At 41.8% G+C, this 15,961-nt stretch carries 4 protein-coding genes and 1 pseudogene; all 5 read right to left on the bottom strand.

What is annotated here, in order from left to right; all coding sequences use genetic code 11:
* The 5 genes and pseudogenes from V7K84_RS32865 to V7K84_RS32845 all read right to left on the bottom strand — a co-directional run bounded on the left by V7K84_RS32865 (position 1) and on the right by V7K84_RS32845 (position 14,854).
* Entirely contained in the window at positions 1-1,677 is a 1,677-nt protein-coding gene (locus V7K84_RS32865; RefSeq protein ID WP_334844508.1) for a PfaD family polyunsaturated fatty acid/polyketide biosynthesis protein, read from the bottom strand.
* 227 nt (positions 1,678-1,904) lie between these two features.
* Complete coding sequence (locus V7K84_RS32860; RefSeq protein WP_334844506.1) at positions 1,905-6,653, bottom strand: PfaB family protein; 4,749 nt, start codon at positions 6,651-6,653, stop codon at positions 1,905-1,907.
* 221 nt (positions 6,654-6,874) lie between these two features.
* Positions 6,875-8,602, bottom strand: a complete 1,728-nt coding sequence (locus V7K84_RS32855) for an SDR family NAD(P)-dependent oxidoreductase (RefSeq protein ID WP_334844503.1) — start codon at positions 8,600-8,602, stop codon at positions 6,875-6,877.
* Positions 8,603-8,925: 323 nt separating this feature from the next.
* Positions 8,926-14,352, bottom strand: a complete 5,427-nt coding sequence (locus V7K84_RS32850; protein WP_334844501.1) for a beta-ketoacyl synthase N-terminal-like domain-containing protein — start codon at positions 14,350-14,352, stop codon at positions 8,926-8,928.
* A 224-nt stretch (positions 14,353-14,576) separates the two neighbouring features.
* Positions 14,577-14,854: pseudogene (locus V7K84_RS32845) on the bottom strand (hypothetical protein).
* Positions 14,855-15,961: the final 1,107 nt, after the last annotated feature.

Raw genomic sequence — 15,961 nt, 5'->3', positions numbered from 1 at the left:
TTAAATCTCCAACAATGATGTAGAACGAACAGGGTGATACTGACTGTAATAATCGGAAGCTTGCAGCCCTTGAATTTTCAAATTTTGAACACGATACAAAAAGGCTGCACCAGTCATAATTTGATTAGCAACATCAACTACCTGCCGATTATTTGGTTCAGACAGGTAAGAACCGCGTACCCAGTCATTGAAACCGCCCATTGCCGGGCCACACCAAATTTGATAATCGACTTCTCTACCTTTTTCACCAGAACTAGACCAGCGAGAAGATAATCCTAGATACCAACGGAAAATCAACGCCATTTTCAGTTTAGGATTATTGACTGCTTTCCCAAGTTTCTCAGGATTCTTTTGGGATAAATAAGCCGCAGTTCCTTCCCATACTTCAGCAATAGTTTTGCGAAAGACTTGCTTTTCTAACTTCTGTCTTTCTGCCAAAGGAATCTCTTCAATGGAATCATAAGCGCGGTAGAGTTCAAATAATTTCTGCGCTCGCATGGGGAACATTGTACCCCGTTTGAGAACTTGCAATTTGACTCCCATTTCAAACATATCGGCTGCTGGGGCCATTATCATATCAGCCATTTCAGCTTGGGCTAATAACTTTTTGGTATGTTCACAAGCCCCAGATTCAACACATGACTGATTGATTGAGCCAGTCATTATATAAGCAGCACCCATCATAAAGGCTGCTAATGCTGATTGTGGTGTTCCAATTCCTCCTGCTACGCCAATTCTAATGGGTGTTTGGTAATGATATTGTGCTTGAATTTCATCCCGCAAGGCAATAATAGAAGGTAACACACAAACCAAGGGACGGTTATCTGTATGACCTCCAGAATCAGCCTCGACGGTAATATCATCAGCCATCGGAACTTTAGCTGCAAGGGTTGCTTGTAACTCGGTAATTAGCCCTTGTTCAAGAAGTTCTTTAAGTATTCTGGCTGGTGCTGGTTGCAGAAATTTAGTCGCAACTTCTCGGCGAGAAATTTTGGCAATGATTTTATTTTTGATTTCAATTTGATTGGCGCTATTCAATCCCAATCCAGCAACACGGTAATAAACAATGTTGGGGGTCAAGTCGAGAAATGCAGATGCTTCTACTGTTCTCACTTGATATTTGAGATATAAATCTACAGCGCGGCGTTCAATTGCAGGTTCGTTGGGGCTGTGGATTAAATTAAATGCGTAGGGCCCTTGAGGTAAAGCTTGTTGAATGCGATTTATGGCTGCTTCCAAACGTTCTGGAGTTAAACCACCTGCACCAAAAGAACTCAAAATTTGCTCTTTTCCGAGTGCAATGACCATTTCTTCGGAAGCAATTCCGCCAGCCATTGCGCCAGTAACGTAAGCATATTTCACTCCATGAGAGGAGAGGAAATTCGGATCTCCAAATTGTTGAATGCGAATTGGGGCTGCAAATGTTAGCAGTTCTACTTGTGCTGTTGTGCCATTATCACCAGGGGATAAATACCCCTCATTAGTGACACCGATTTTTCCGGCAACTTTCACGATGTAACAGGGTTTATTTAATACCATCAATTTATGTTTGATGGTTTGTTTCTCGAAAGATACAGTTTCTAAAGAACCTTTCCAAACCTGGTTTTTGTTATGAGACCAAGAAGAGAAATTAAGGCCATTATCGTGTTTACTTAGTACCGTATCTACGGTTGTCACGGCAGTTATCCCTCGGATTACAAGCAATGGATGATTAAAGTTGAAGGGTGTAGACTCTGTTAACGAACCGCAGAGGCGCAGAGGGCACAGAGTAAGAGAGTAATACCAATTCTCTGGGAGATGCACGTAATAATTTTTAAACGAACCGCGAAGGACGCAAAGGGCGCGAAGGAAGAGATAAGTTAAGAATTAAGCGGTGCAAGTTGAGAGAGAATTGGTATGAGATATTAAGATTCTTCGTTAAGCAAGTTTTGGGCGCAAGCTAGTTGCAATTGAATGATTTCGCTCATTTGCTGACTGTAATCTTGTCTAGCTTGTAAGAAGGCTGTATGTGCTTTAGTTATCTTTGAATTATTAGCATTGAGCTTTTGATACTGGGTCTTATTTAAATCGAACATGCTGATGATGCTACTAATTTTTTGAGTTCTGACGGGTGCGAAAGAAACAGGGATTGGCTGTCTTATTGCGCTTGACTCAGAAGATTGTAATTGTTCTCTCGGTTCAAAAACGTTATCAATGATATTTTTCGGTTTTACTTCTTCTGGCTGAGGCAAGATGTTAGGGGAGTAATTTTCTTCTTGGGTTATTTGGTTGGAAGTGTTAAGAGAATCTGTGATTTCAGATTGTTGGATATTAGGTATATCTGGATGCTGTATCTTGAAGCGATCGCACTTAATATCCTCAACCAAATTTTCAACCAGTTTGCGATTTTCATCACTCAAAATTGTAGCTGCGATCGCTTTCCCACCCAAGGTAACTGTTCTCAATGTTGCTTTGTTTGAATTAGCAGTGTCTTGGGCTTTGCTATACAGTGGTGATAAATCCACGTTCACCTGATGACTGAGTAATTTTGCTAATGCTTTAACCATCGAAGCATGGTCATCCATCCCTCTACGATTTAGAGAAACTGTGATATGTTCTTTGCTGCCAAGAATTTTATCAATCCATCGCGAACAGACACTACCAGCACCTGCTTCTAAAAATATTTTGACACCATCGCCGTAGACACGATTAACCAATTGGGGAAAATCAAGTTCTTGGCACAATCCTTTGGCGATGTTATGCGCGATCGCATCACTTTCAAGTACAATCGGTTGATAGTCGGCGGCAGAATAAAACACGATACCGGGGAGACTTTGCGACGGTAATTTGTTTACCTTCTTGATTTCCTCGAACTGCGATCGCATCGCTTCACAATGTATTACATGGTCGAAGGGAGCGGGGAAAGAATTACAACCTAGAGTTGTAATCACTCGCTTACAAGCTGCATCCTCGCCAGCAATTAATACTTCTTCTGGTGTGTTGATTTGAGTTAAGTAGACGTGATTCTCATGTTTCAGGCATTCTCTCACTTGAGATGGAGTAGCCATAAGAACATAGGTATTCCAAAAATTGTTGTTTGGTGAATCTGTTAATCCCCAATATTCACGCACCGCATTTTTTGGCCCAGATAACTTATCGCCAAATAGAGGTGACGAGTTTAAGGTGTTACTTCCGCCTTCAAAATCGCTCCAAACCCCTTGGGCAACCATCATACTAGTTTCACCCAAGCTATACCCAAATACAGATTGCGGCTTGACTTTAAAATCATCTCGGAAAATTGCCGTCATGTATCTAGCAAAGGCGATTTCACTTTCAAACATTGCCAGTGAATCATCTAACAATTGCTTTTCGAGAGTTTCTAGTTGCCTTGTTGTCAATTTAGGTAAACTTCTGGGATAAACTAGTTTTTCGACATCGGCAGCCCGATTGTAGAGATTGTTACTTTTTAAATCCTCGAAGACTTTAGGAAATAAGCGGAAGACGGTGCGGCCAATGCCAATATAAGAATTGACGGCTGCGGGATAAACATAAGCAACTGCTCCAGTTTTACCCAATGGTTTCGCGGTGAAATAACTTCCTATTGGTGTTTGCCAATCTGTCCCTTTCTCAAAGGCATTATTTACACCTTTGCGGGCAGATTCAATTTCTTTGAGTAGTTCTTTTGTGTTACGTCCTGCGATTGATAAGACATATTTTGCATCAGATTGCTGCTCAAAGGTAGCAAATGTCTCGCTGGCAGTAGCTGATAAAGAAGAACTAGCTTCGATGGATTTCTGGAGATGGTTTAGGATATCGGGTATAGTGGAGCGATCGCTAACTGCGATGGGAAACAGATGAAAAGGCATTTGCTGCAAATATCTGTTATCGCGCTCCTCTTGGCTGGGTTCCTCCGATAAGATTAAATGGGCGTAACTGCCATCTATACCCATACTATTAATTGCTGCTATTCTGCGTGTGCCGCCTTTATCGACAAACCAAGGTCTTGATTCCATCGCCACATAGAAAGGGCTACCTTCCCATACTTGCGGTGTTTTGACACCAGACCATTTTGGTGTGGCGGGAATATACCTGTAATAAAGACAGAGAGCAGTTTTGATTAAGCTAGCAATTCCTGATGCTGTATAGGTGTGACCGATATTGGATTTAACGCTACCTAACGCACAATGCAAACCGTTGCCCACTTTGGGATAAGCTTGCAGTAAACCTGTGATTTCGGCTTCATCCTCTTGGGGAACGCCGCTACCGAAGACTTCCACATAGTTAACTTCTGTGGGTTGAATCTCCGCCATCTCGAAAGCTTGTTTGCAGACATTGCTGATAGCTGAAGCATCAGGTTTTACCTGAGTATCACTCAAAGTAGAATTACCTTGTGCAAAACTCATGGCATCAATTACTGCATAGATGCGTTCATTATCTTCTTTAGCGGCTTCGTAGCGCTTGAGGACGACAGCACCCGCACCTTCGCCAACTGTCCAGCCATTAGCTTGCTGGTCATAACCCAAGGTATTGACACCCGTATTAATTGGGGCAAATTGGCTGCGGAATAAAACATTTTCTACACCACCTGCTAAATCTACCGCACCAACAACCACCGCGTCTACTTCTCCAGTAGCGAGTAGCATTTGGGCAACTTCCAACGCTTTGAGGGCGGAATTTTCGCCAGCGCTGACGGTGAATGCAGGGCCAGTGAAATTCCACAAAGCAGAAATTCGACTTGCCATGATGTTGGCGATGTGACTCACATATTCGCCGATTTCTACTGGTTGGTGAATGCTATCTTTAACAATGGTTTCCAGTTGCGCCAGTTGTTCAGCAGGTAGAGAAATTCCTTGGTTGAGTAAGCCATCCTTAACTTGCCAAGATAGATTCCATCTTTGCTGTAGCTGATGCACAGAGAATTCTGTCTCGGCGGCGACTATAACCGCTACATTGCCGCCTTCCTGTAGTTTCGCATCTTTTACGGCGCGATCGCTAACTTTCAGAAGCAACAATTGTTGTGGATTTAATTTCTCTATCTCATTGGGTGGGATTTTGCACGATAAAGTATCGATTTCAAAATCTTTGATATATGCCCCTACTGGTGCTTTTCCATCTGCTAAACCGTACTCTTTCAGGACACTTTCTTGTTTTTCTATACCATGCCATCTTTGAGGCGGTAGGGAAGTAAAATGCTGTGTTCCATCATAAATACTGCGTTCAAAAGCATCTAAACCATTGCAGTTACCAAAAAAGGCATCCATGCCAATAATGGCGACTTTGGTAGGTGGAACAGGCGGAGTTGATTCAACTGATTGTGTTGTATTTCCTTGTTCTAAAATCAGATGAGAATTAGTGCCGCCAAAACCAAAAGCGCTAATAGCTGCCCGTTTAATTGGTGCGTTATTATTAGGCCATGTCGTAGCTGTTCTAACAATTTTGTCGGCTGAAATTGTACCTTTTTCTGATGTTAAAGGTTCAGAAACATTCATGGTTGCTGGAATTACACCATGAGACATACTCAAAATCACTTTAGTCAAGCCAACCATGCCAGCAGCCGTTAACAAGTGACCAGTATTTGCCTTAGCAGAACCCACCAGAGGCGCGGCTTGATGTTGACCAAAAAATGTTTCGATGGAATTGAATTCGGTTGTATCTCCTAGTAATGTGCCGGTGGCGTGACACTCTAGATAATCGATGCTTTTTGGACTAAAATTCGCCTCATTGTAGGCTCGTTCAAAAGCTAAGGTTTGTCCTTTAGGATTAGGGCTGAGTAAGTGCTTACCTTTACCATCATTCGATAGTCCATTACCACAGATAGTGGCGAGAATATTATCACCATCTCTAACGGCATCAGAATATCTCTTCAGCATCACCATCCCAACACCATCGGCGGGAATTAGCCCTCTAGAGGATTTATCTAAGGGGCGGCTGATACCGTTTTCTGCATATCCTTGAACACCGGAAAATAACATCCGCACGAATAAGGAATCTGCACAACTTATGGCTCCAGCTAACATTACATCAGCTTTGTGTGACCATAAGTAATGAGATGCTAATTTAATCGCATAAAATGATGATGAACAAGCAGCATCCAGACATAAATTAATCTGGGATAGAGATAATGCTTGAGCAACAATAGATGCTGGTAAGCCAGATATCATCGCATTGTATAAAGATGCTTTAGTTGCACTTGGGACAGCTAAATCAAAGTCTTCATGCTGCAAAAGTTCTCTGACAGCAGGGTTAATAGCTTGCTGGTAAATTGGAGAGAATAATTGATTAGATAGTTTTGTCGGGAATGACAAATTACCTAAAATTACGCCGCATTTTGCTAGAACAGTTTGATTACCCCAATAACCACTTTGTTCAATTGCTTGTTTAGCGGCATATAATGACCATTTGAAGGTGTTATCTAAGCCAGCAACAAATTCTGATGGTAGATTGTATTCAGATGGATTAAACTGGAAATTGCGGATGTACCCGCCTTTAAGGGAATAAGTTTTGTCTGGTGTACCTTTGACTGGGTTGTGAAATATTGTCGGATCTACTCCGATTTCTTCGACGGTTGCAGAGGATGTCGAATCTTTTTGATTAACGATGTTTTGCCAGTATTCTTCAGGATTCTTTGCATCGGGGAATAGGCATGATAATGCGATGATGGCTATTTTTTCCACGATTTATATGCTCCGAGTTTGGGTATTTAGCAAGAGATAATTAAAAGGCAGGATTTACGCTGTTCCCCAAACTTTGAAGTGGCAAGTTATAGCAATCCTATTTGAGTTGTGAAAATTACTTTTTTTTAACGAACCGCAAAGGCGCGAAGGGCGCGAAGAAAAGAAAGAATTTTACAGAGATTTTAGGAATGCTATAGGTGTTGAGTGGTAAAGGAAGATTATTAGCTTCTGAGCATTTTCATTGACCAAATAATGGCATGAGCGCCGAGCATTCGTGAATAGATTTTACCTTGGCGGTCGTGTATGATAAAGTTTGCGATCGCACTACTTGGTGTCTTAGATAGTACTTCACAAGAAACGTAAAATGTTTCGTTATGTGGTATCATCGCAAATTGTTCAAATTTTTCTACTTTCCCAGGTAAACAACCTTCTTCATGAAAGTGTTGTGTCCAAACCCATAAGGCGTGCATACTCAAGTCTGTTGTGTAAGGATTTACCCATTGCACAGGGAATTGTCCTTGTTGTTGGGGGCTGAGTTCTGGCCACAAACATTCTGTAGTAATTTTTTCAGGGCTGATGTTTAAGACTCTTTTGATTTCTTGAAAAGCGGGGCCGTGAAATAATGTAGCCCCACCATTTTGGTAAAAATCTTTTCCTGTAGCGGTGATGATATTATCTTCTTCGAGATTGAGAGATTCATAAGTGGGTACATCTGGGATTTCTCGCTGGAGATTGAGTTGAGCGCTAAAATGAAACTGGATTCTACCTTGTGGGTTTTTACTCGAAATTTTGGCTTTAAGTTCGATTCTTTCAAGATTAACCTTGGAAATCTCTTCAATTTCTAAAAGATGTTCCTTTGCTAATGTCTCATTGAAAGTAATCCCCTTCAAAACTTTGAAATCTTGGTAATTAAACAATCTATAACCGGGATATAATTGTTCACAAGCATTAATAATCCAGGTCATTGCACAAGTTGCTGGTAAAACTGGAGAACCAGCAATCGTATGATCGTGCAAAAATGGATTAGCCTCCAATGTCATTTGGCGACGAATACGATATGTTCGTAATTCTGAATCTAACTCTGTAGCCATTGGAACTAATGGGCTACCAATAACAACTTGTGCGGTTGCATGATTGGTATTATCCATTTCTTTAACGAGCATTTGCGCCCCAACTGCAATGGGAATTATATCAATTTTTCGCTCTTGAAAAATCTTCTTTAATTCTGCTGTCACCATCCCACTATCCCAAGCGCCCCAATTGATAGCGACTACATGACACGAGGGATAAGTTTGCTTAAATATATGGGCTGATTTGTTCAGAATTTCATTTGCGATCGCATAATCAGATTGTCCAGGATTTCCGTAAAAGCCTGTCACAGAAGAAAACAAAACTAAATGCTGAAGTTGATTAGGGTTGACGCAAGTTAGCAGGTTTTCTAAACCTTGAACTTTGGCGGTGTAAACTTTTTCAAAATCCTCTTCTGTTTTCTTTTCAATTAACTTATCAGCTAAGTTTCCCGCGCCGTGGATGATTCCTGTAATTGGGCCGAGATGTTGCACAGCAGTGGCAAGTTTTTCTTGTAAAGCTGGCGTATCTGTGACATCAACGCTGATATATTCTGCTTTAGCTCCTGTTTTTTCAATTGCTGCTAGAGTCTTTTTAATTTCACGGCTGGAGGTTATTTTGTTATATATTTTTTGTACATTCATGGGTGTAGGCTTCTCTCCTTGAGAAAGAAGATTTTCCATGATGCATTTTTTCAATGCTGATTCATCAGAATTTTGAGCAAAATCTGGCTCGGTTTCTAATAGTTCGGAACGACCGAGGAGGATGAATTTGCAGGGTTGCTGTTGGGCTAATCTGATAGTACACTCAGCCGTAATCCCTTTTGCACCGCCGCTCACGACAAAGACAGATGATGGACTAAGCTGGGCTGTTTGTGTCATAAATCCTCGTGAATACCTGCATAAATTGGGTTTGATGTGTAACTTATTTTTGAAACCCCACTTCCATTCCTCTCCCCCACAGAGCTACGGTTTACACGCAAGTCTAAAGTAGCTGATTAACCAGGGTTTTACCCCACCCTAACCCTCCCCTTATAAAGGGGAGGGAACTAGATTCCTTGTTTCCCCCCTTTATAAGGGGGGATTAAGGGGGGTAATTCGACTTGTGTGTACACCGAGGCTTTGATTCTTACTCCCCTTCCCTTGTAGGGAAGGGGTTGGGGGTTAGGTTTGAGAGAAAGTTGCACACGGCGTTAATCAACTTTTTAATCGGCGATAATGGTGACTCGTCCTTGTGAGCCGTAGCCAACTTCACTTATATAAAGGTTGGGATCGTGAAGTTCGGCGATGATGTTTTGTACTGATTGTTTAGCATCAAGTCTGGGGCTTAGGTCGATCGCACGAGTAAACACCTTTGGCCATTCCCATCTCAGAGTTTTGGTTAATCCAAATAAACCAGCGCCGATCGCACCAAAATTAACTTTGTACTCTAAACCGAAGGCTCCATCGAGGTGAGCTACTGTGCAGAAACAACTACGTCCATGTTTTGCGGCTTCGTTGAGGGAAGGTTTAAGGTGTTTCGCCATCAAAAATACGTGCTTGACGATCGCCTTTTCCGATTCGTTATAAGAAATACTCCCGGTGTGATTTCCTACAAACATCGGATGGAGATGGATGAAGGCCCCAATCGCTCCGCAGTGAGATGCGATCGCTTGCAATTGTTGTTGAAGATGTTCTTCACTCAAGTTTGCTAAGGTGACGCGGGTTACTCCTGTGGGTAAGGGCGCTTGTTGAGCAATGAGCGATTGGGGGAAGCTGATAACTACTACTTTCCAGCCTTTCTCGATTAGGGATTCAGCTAATTTGTAAGTGGTGAGGGAACCATCATCAGTGATTAAACCGATGTGTCCCTCTGGTAACGTAAAATCCAAGTAATCGGGCTGTGGTAGACTTCTGAGTTTGACGAGATGGCGCTGGATATTATGCTCTAGTTCCGGTGGCTGCTGTTGGACAAACTCAGGTTCAGACTTTTTTTTTTCACCTCCAGCCAACTGCTGTAGGTAATCAACTATTTGACCGATGGTGCGGAGATCGCCGAGTTCTTCGATATTTGGTTTGGGTAAGTTGGGGTACGTTTCTTGCATCGCCCCTAAGATTTCTACCCGTTTGATGGAATCAATACCCAAGTCGGCTTCCATGTCCATTTCCAGTTCCAGCATCTCGACTGGATAACCAGTTTTATCGCTGGTGATGGCTAACAGGGTTTCGCCTAAGTTTGCAAATTCATCACTTGTAGCGGGAGCAGCTTCTGGTTCTGGGGTGAATGCGACAACTACGCTTACTTCTGATGTAGTAACTACCTCAACTACTGGTGCAGCCTCTACTGGAGTCTCGGTTGCTTGTTGTACTTCGTGAACTGCAATTTCTACCAAAACACTTTGGGAAGCGTGGGATTGCAGATACTCTACAACCTGACCGATGGTGCGTTTTTCTGACAGTTCTTCTAAGTTAGGCTTGGGTAGGCTGGGGTACATTTCTTGTAGCGCCCCTAAGATTTCTACCCGTTTGATGGAGTCAATTCCTAAATCTGCCTCCATATCCATGTCCATTTCCAGCATCTCGACTGGGTAGCCTGTCTTGTCGCTAGTGATGGCTAAGAGATTTTTATCCAAGTCAACAATATCGATGGTTGCGCCAGATACAGGTGCAGCAGTTGTAGGTGCTGGTTCTGCAACAACTTCCTTGACTGGAGGTGAGCTAATTTTGACTACAACCTCGGCTTGAGGTTCTTCTACTACTGGGACAGGTGGCGCGACTACAGGCTCTACTGTCTCGACAGTGGCGAAATGCGGTGTGGGTAGTAGAGACGCGATCGCTCGTGTCTCTGAGGATACAGGAGTTTCAGCTACAGCCTCTACAGCAGCCGGGAGAGGTGCTTGGGTAACATTTAAGCCATTTTTAGCTACAGGCTCAGTTACAGGCAAAGGCTGGCTTTCTACTATCTTGGTAGTAGCGGGTACGGGTGCATCACTAACAGTTGTTTCTATAGTGAACGGAGTGAAATTGCTGAGTTTTTCTGTTAGTTGGGTTGCTCCCTCACCTGAGATGACTAGAGAATACTCTTGCTGAATGAGTTGGAAAAAGCTCTTAGTATATTCCAACTGCTCTTGAAGATATTGCTCATGGATGCGTAGAGTTTCACCTTGTTGGGAATGAAACTGCATCATGCTACGCTCTAAGCTTTCCATGACAACTAACTTGATTTTGGCAGTTTCGGCTGTTGATTTACTTTCACTCAACAATGAATTCTGCTGCTGCATCAGTTGGAAAAACGCTTTAGCGTATTCCATTTGATGGTTGAGATAAGTACCGTGAACTTGTAAATTCTCGGCTTGATTTTCCTGAAACTGTGTCAGGAGATATTCTAAACTTGCTAAAAGTTGTTCGTAATTTGTGAGTTTTTCTGGTGTTGGTTGCATCTTAGATTCCTGGACTGGTTGTGACAGGGTAACAGGATTCATCTGTTGCTCTGGCTGGGTGATGATACTAGCAGTCACACCGTTCATTGCTGGGGTAAGTTTTTTATGTCCGTTAGTTTCTATCACTGCTACAGGTGGAGTTACACCTGGGCTGCTAAATAAAGGAGCCGCTTCAGAATATTCGGGCGCGGGTAATGTAACTTTATGCCCATCTTGTAAAGCTAGAGCAAAGGCATTTTTCGTTTTTTCGGATCTGTAGTTTATGCCGTTTAAACGGACATTTAATGTCTTCTTCGTCTCAATTGGGGGGATAGTTTGGGGAAGTTGGTAAGGATCGAGGTTATTCAAAGCCATACCAATTACCCGCAACTGCACAACTGCTTCTCGCAAAGAGCGATCGCTATTCTTTTGAACGCTAGGGTTCAAAGATACGGTGATGTGAGGGCGATCGCCAAGGATATCTTTGACTAAGTTGGTGAGAATTCTTCTCGGCCCAAATTCCACAAAGCAAGTACCACCCGCCGCATAGATATTTTCAATTTCCTGCTTAAACAGCACCGAGTTGGAAAGGTGGCTTTCGAGGATTTTTTGAATACCTTGGGCTTCTTTGGGATACTGCTTACTGGTAACGTTGCTGTAAACAGGGATTTTGGGACTTTGGAATTTGACAGACTTGGTGGCGATCGCAAAGGATTTCTGAGCAAAGGCAATTAACGGTGTATGGAACGCTGCTGAAACAGGTAGCAATACAGCCGTATATCCTTTCTCGTGTAAAGCGTCTTTGATTCTCGCTATTTCTGCGGTAGGCCCAGCCAAGACAAATTGAGTTGGAGAATTTTGATTAGCGATCGCAACTTGGGGAAAATGTCTCAGCACTGCTTCTACTTTGCTGATATCTTCTTTGACAGCCAGCATACTTCCCGCATCATGATCCGGATCTTCGGGTGCAGCCATTGCTTGCCCCCTAGCTTTCACTAAGAACAAGTAATCTTCTGTACTCAAAACACCCGCAGCCCATAGCGCTGTTAATTCACCAAAGCTGTGACCGGCAACAAAATCTGACTTAAATCCAGCTTGTTGCAGTATGCTATACATCCCTGCACTCAACACCCCGATGGCTGGTTGAGCGTATTCTGTGCGTTGTAAGGCAGCAATTTGGACATTTTTTTCTACCTCTCCAAACACAGGATGAGGGAAAACGATTTCTGAAAGCGGCTGCAAATTATCTTTGAGCAACAGGCTATCCATATAGCCATGAAGACGGCGCATCAAAGGAAAATTCATTACCAGTTCGCGTCCCATCTCCAAGTATTGCGAACCTTGGCCAGAAAATAGAGAAACAACTTTTCCGCCCAACTCCATACCAGAGGAACGGTAATAAATCCCTTGGGGATGTTCCCAAGATGCTGCTGACCCTTTGAGTTTCAGCCAGTCAATGCTAGTTTGCACAAACTTGCAAGCTTCTTCGAGATTCTCAGCTACAAACCCAAATCGGGGAGCAGAGAGGGGAATTTGTTGTGATTTGCACTCATTGACTAATTGTGAGTAGTGTCTGGGTGCATCTGGCGATCGCAACTTACCTAAAATATCTTCCGATTTGCTCAACAATTGCTCTACTGTAGGAGCAAACAACAGCACTTCACTAGCATCACTGTGTAAGCGGTAAGCGGCGTTTTGGTCAGCTTCATATTCTTCCAAAACAACGTGATAGTTGGTGCCGCCAAAGCCGAAAGAACTCACACCTGCGCGTCTTGGCGCTTCGCCTTCTGGACGAATCCAAGGTCTGGTTTCAGTATTTAGATAGAATGACGAATTTTTAATGTTGAGTTTGGGGTTTGGTTCGGTAATGTTAATTGTCGGCGGTAATACTTTGTGATGTAAAGCCAAAGCAGTTTTAATCAAACTCGCCGCACCCGCAGCCGCTTTTGTGTGTCCGATTTGTGATTTCACACTACCCAAAGCGATGTGCTGCTTTTTGTCATCATGCACATCAAAGAAGTCTTTTAAAGAACCGAATTCTGTCGGATCTCCAGCCATTGTGCCGGTGCCATGTGCTTCCATCAAACCAACAGTAGCGGGAGAGAAGCCAGCATCTTCATAAGCGCGTTCTAAAGCTTTGACTTGACCTTCTTTGCGAGGAGCATAAATGCTCTTGTAACGCCCATCGCTGGAAGTACCAATACCTTTAATTACGGCATATATTTTATCGTTGTCCCGTTCAGCATCTTCTAACCGTTTGAGGACAATCATCCCAATACCTTCACCCAGCATCATCCCATCAGATTTAGCATCGAAAGGTTTGACATTTTCACTGGGAGTAACCGCCGGTGTTTTGCTAAATGAGATGTAAGCCATGATGGTGTTATCGGTATCAACACCACCAGTCAGCATCATGTCAGAACGATGCTCAACTAGTTCGCTGATTGCCATTTTTAAAGCACCAAAGGAACTAGCACAAGCCGCGTCAACTACACAATTCATCCCACCAAAATTTAGGCGATTGGCAATTCTACCCGCGACTACGTTAGCTAACATTCCAGGGAAAGCGTTCTCATCCCACTTTACATAAGCGCTTTTGATTTTATCAACGATTTTTTGGGTATCTTCGTCAGATAAACCACTGCTTTTGAGTGCTTTTTCCCAAATTGGATATTCCAATCTAGCAGAAAGTGGCATTCCTAATTGCTTGGCCATCGCCACACCTAAGATTACCCCAACCATCTCGCGGTTAAACTCACGTTTTTCGCCATAACCAGCATCTTCCATCGCCTCTTTCGCAACCACTAAACTTAATAGTTGCGATACATCTGTAACTTCCAAAATGCTGGGCGGAATACCGAATTCCATCGGGTTGAAATCTACCTCTGGAATAAACCCGCCTCTTTTACAATAGGTTTTATCTTCAGTAGTTCTGGGATTAGGATCGTAATAATCTTCGACACTCCAATGAGTGGAAGGAACATCAGTAATACAGTCAATTTTGTTTACAATGTTTTGCCAGTATTCCCGTAAATTTCTAGCTTTAGGTAATAAAGAAGCCATTCCAACAATGGCGATAGGATTGTGTTGTAATTGTCTGTTAATTTTGTTGATAGACACTGATTTATCCGATTTCATTTTTTTTCCCTCGATAGACTTAATCACAGCCTGTTCACAATTATTGACAAGGCTTTCTAACTCCGCTAAGGCAGTATCAATTGAATAAGCAGACATAGGGCATAGTGAGTACTGTGGATTGTGTAGCTACAGTAATTTCTGTTGCCTACTAAATAATGAAAAACTCTCGTTTTGTAAGCAGTTAGCTATCCTATCTCCGCTAAATGCTTGTTTCCAAATCGACACCACACGACACATACTGCCAGGGTAAATCCTGATGTTTCCAGACGGCTCTGGCACACTGCGTAGGCGTAGCCCGTCGTAGACATCGCACAAAAATGTTATCCAACGCTAGACTCTTTAAATTGTGGCAATAGGTCAAAGACGTTGTTAAAACTGGTAAAATAGTCTTGGAGTGTAATAGCTGCTTGACCAGTGAATTTAATCCATTTGTAATGGTAAAGATTTTGAGTAATGGTATCCTACTGGAGTGATGGGAACTGAGGAGTAGCTAAGAGAACAGAAACGTTTTTTCACCCAAAAGCATTTGATTATCTAGGCTAACCACAGCAACATAGCTGTTGTTTATGACAACGTTCTGTATCTTGTTCAATGTCATAGCCAGTTTCAACGTCCGGGATAATATATTTTATGCTATTTGAAGCAGGAAAGTTGACAAGCTTGTTACACAAAAGACACCACCTTTAATCCGAATTTATATAACTTGAACAAGTAATTAAACGGTTACAAGGTAATGACAAAGCAGTTATCTTTAGTTATTTTTAATTTAAAAATTTCAATTGAATAACTAGTTTGTATAACCACTTTAAAGCATTGAATTAATAAAAACACTAGCATACTTTACAGAAACTAAATCATTTCTTTAAAGTTATTTCATAAACAAACATCCGCAATTACTGATGTTGATTTGAATAAAATTAGCCAGAAAAGTATAATTTATCACTCTATAAATGTGTGAAAGATTTTGTTGTCTATGAGTTAGCCATAAGTTTGTCCTGAATTAAGTTAACAATGCAAATCTGTTGTCTAGTAAGTCACAATTCAATCAATACATCGATAAATTGAATAGCCATAAGTATGTTTTTTCAGAGAAACATCATAATTTAATCAAAGCTTTTGGTTATTTTTCAATATAAGTCAAGTTAAAAAGCAAAGCGGTTATTTATAAAGCAAATATTAATTTTTAGTATGTTACTTGATAAACATAATCATGATTGCATGATTTAAAATGGTGTTTAGAAAGCGAATGGAATTCGCGGCTACACAAACATAGACGCTTTGCGGCTTCCCGCAGGGTAGTCCGCGGAGGCGGACTAAGAAAAATTGGGTGTTTTAAACCCACGGAGGTGGGTTTTGCCTGTATAGATGCGTTTTATAACCGCCCTTTTAACGTCTGCCACAGTATACTCATGTATTTTTAGATGTACGTTAATTTAACTCAGCAAAGGTATCACTTCATGCATTGAATTAGTAGAATCAAAAGCAATAATAATGTCTTATAGTACACAACCTTGCTAATCATAATCTGTTAGTAATATCAAATCTGCTTAATAACTAACTATCTGTTGGTATTCAATTGCTAAACAAGGGATTAGTGACAAGTAAATTTTTAAGCATCTAATCTTACTGTGAGGAAGTATTTTAGTGAGAGAATCAGGATTTATACAAAGTTATTTGGTTGACAAAATTCAATTTTTACGTCATA

The organism is Nostoc sp., from assembly GCF_036917315.1.
GTDB lineage: Bacteria > Cyanobacteriota > Cyanobacteriia > Cyanobacteriales > Nostocaceae > Nostoc.
This window is presented reverse-complemented; position numbering and strand designations above follow the sequence as displayed.

What these genes read in the sequence shown, in the direction of transcription:
- V7K84_RS32850 (WP_334844501.1), bottom strand. Translation starts at nt 14,352, where the DNA reads ATGTCTGCTTATTCAATTGATACTGCCTTAGCGGAGTTAGAAAGCCTT.
- V7K84_RS32855 (WP_334844503.1), bottom strand. Translation starts at nt 8,602, where the DNA reads ATGACACAAACAGCCCAGCTTAGTCCATCATCTGTCTTTGTCGTGAGC.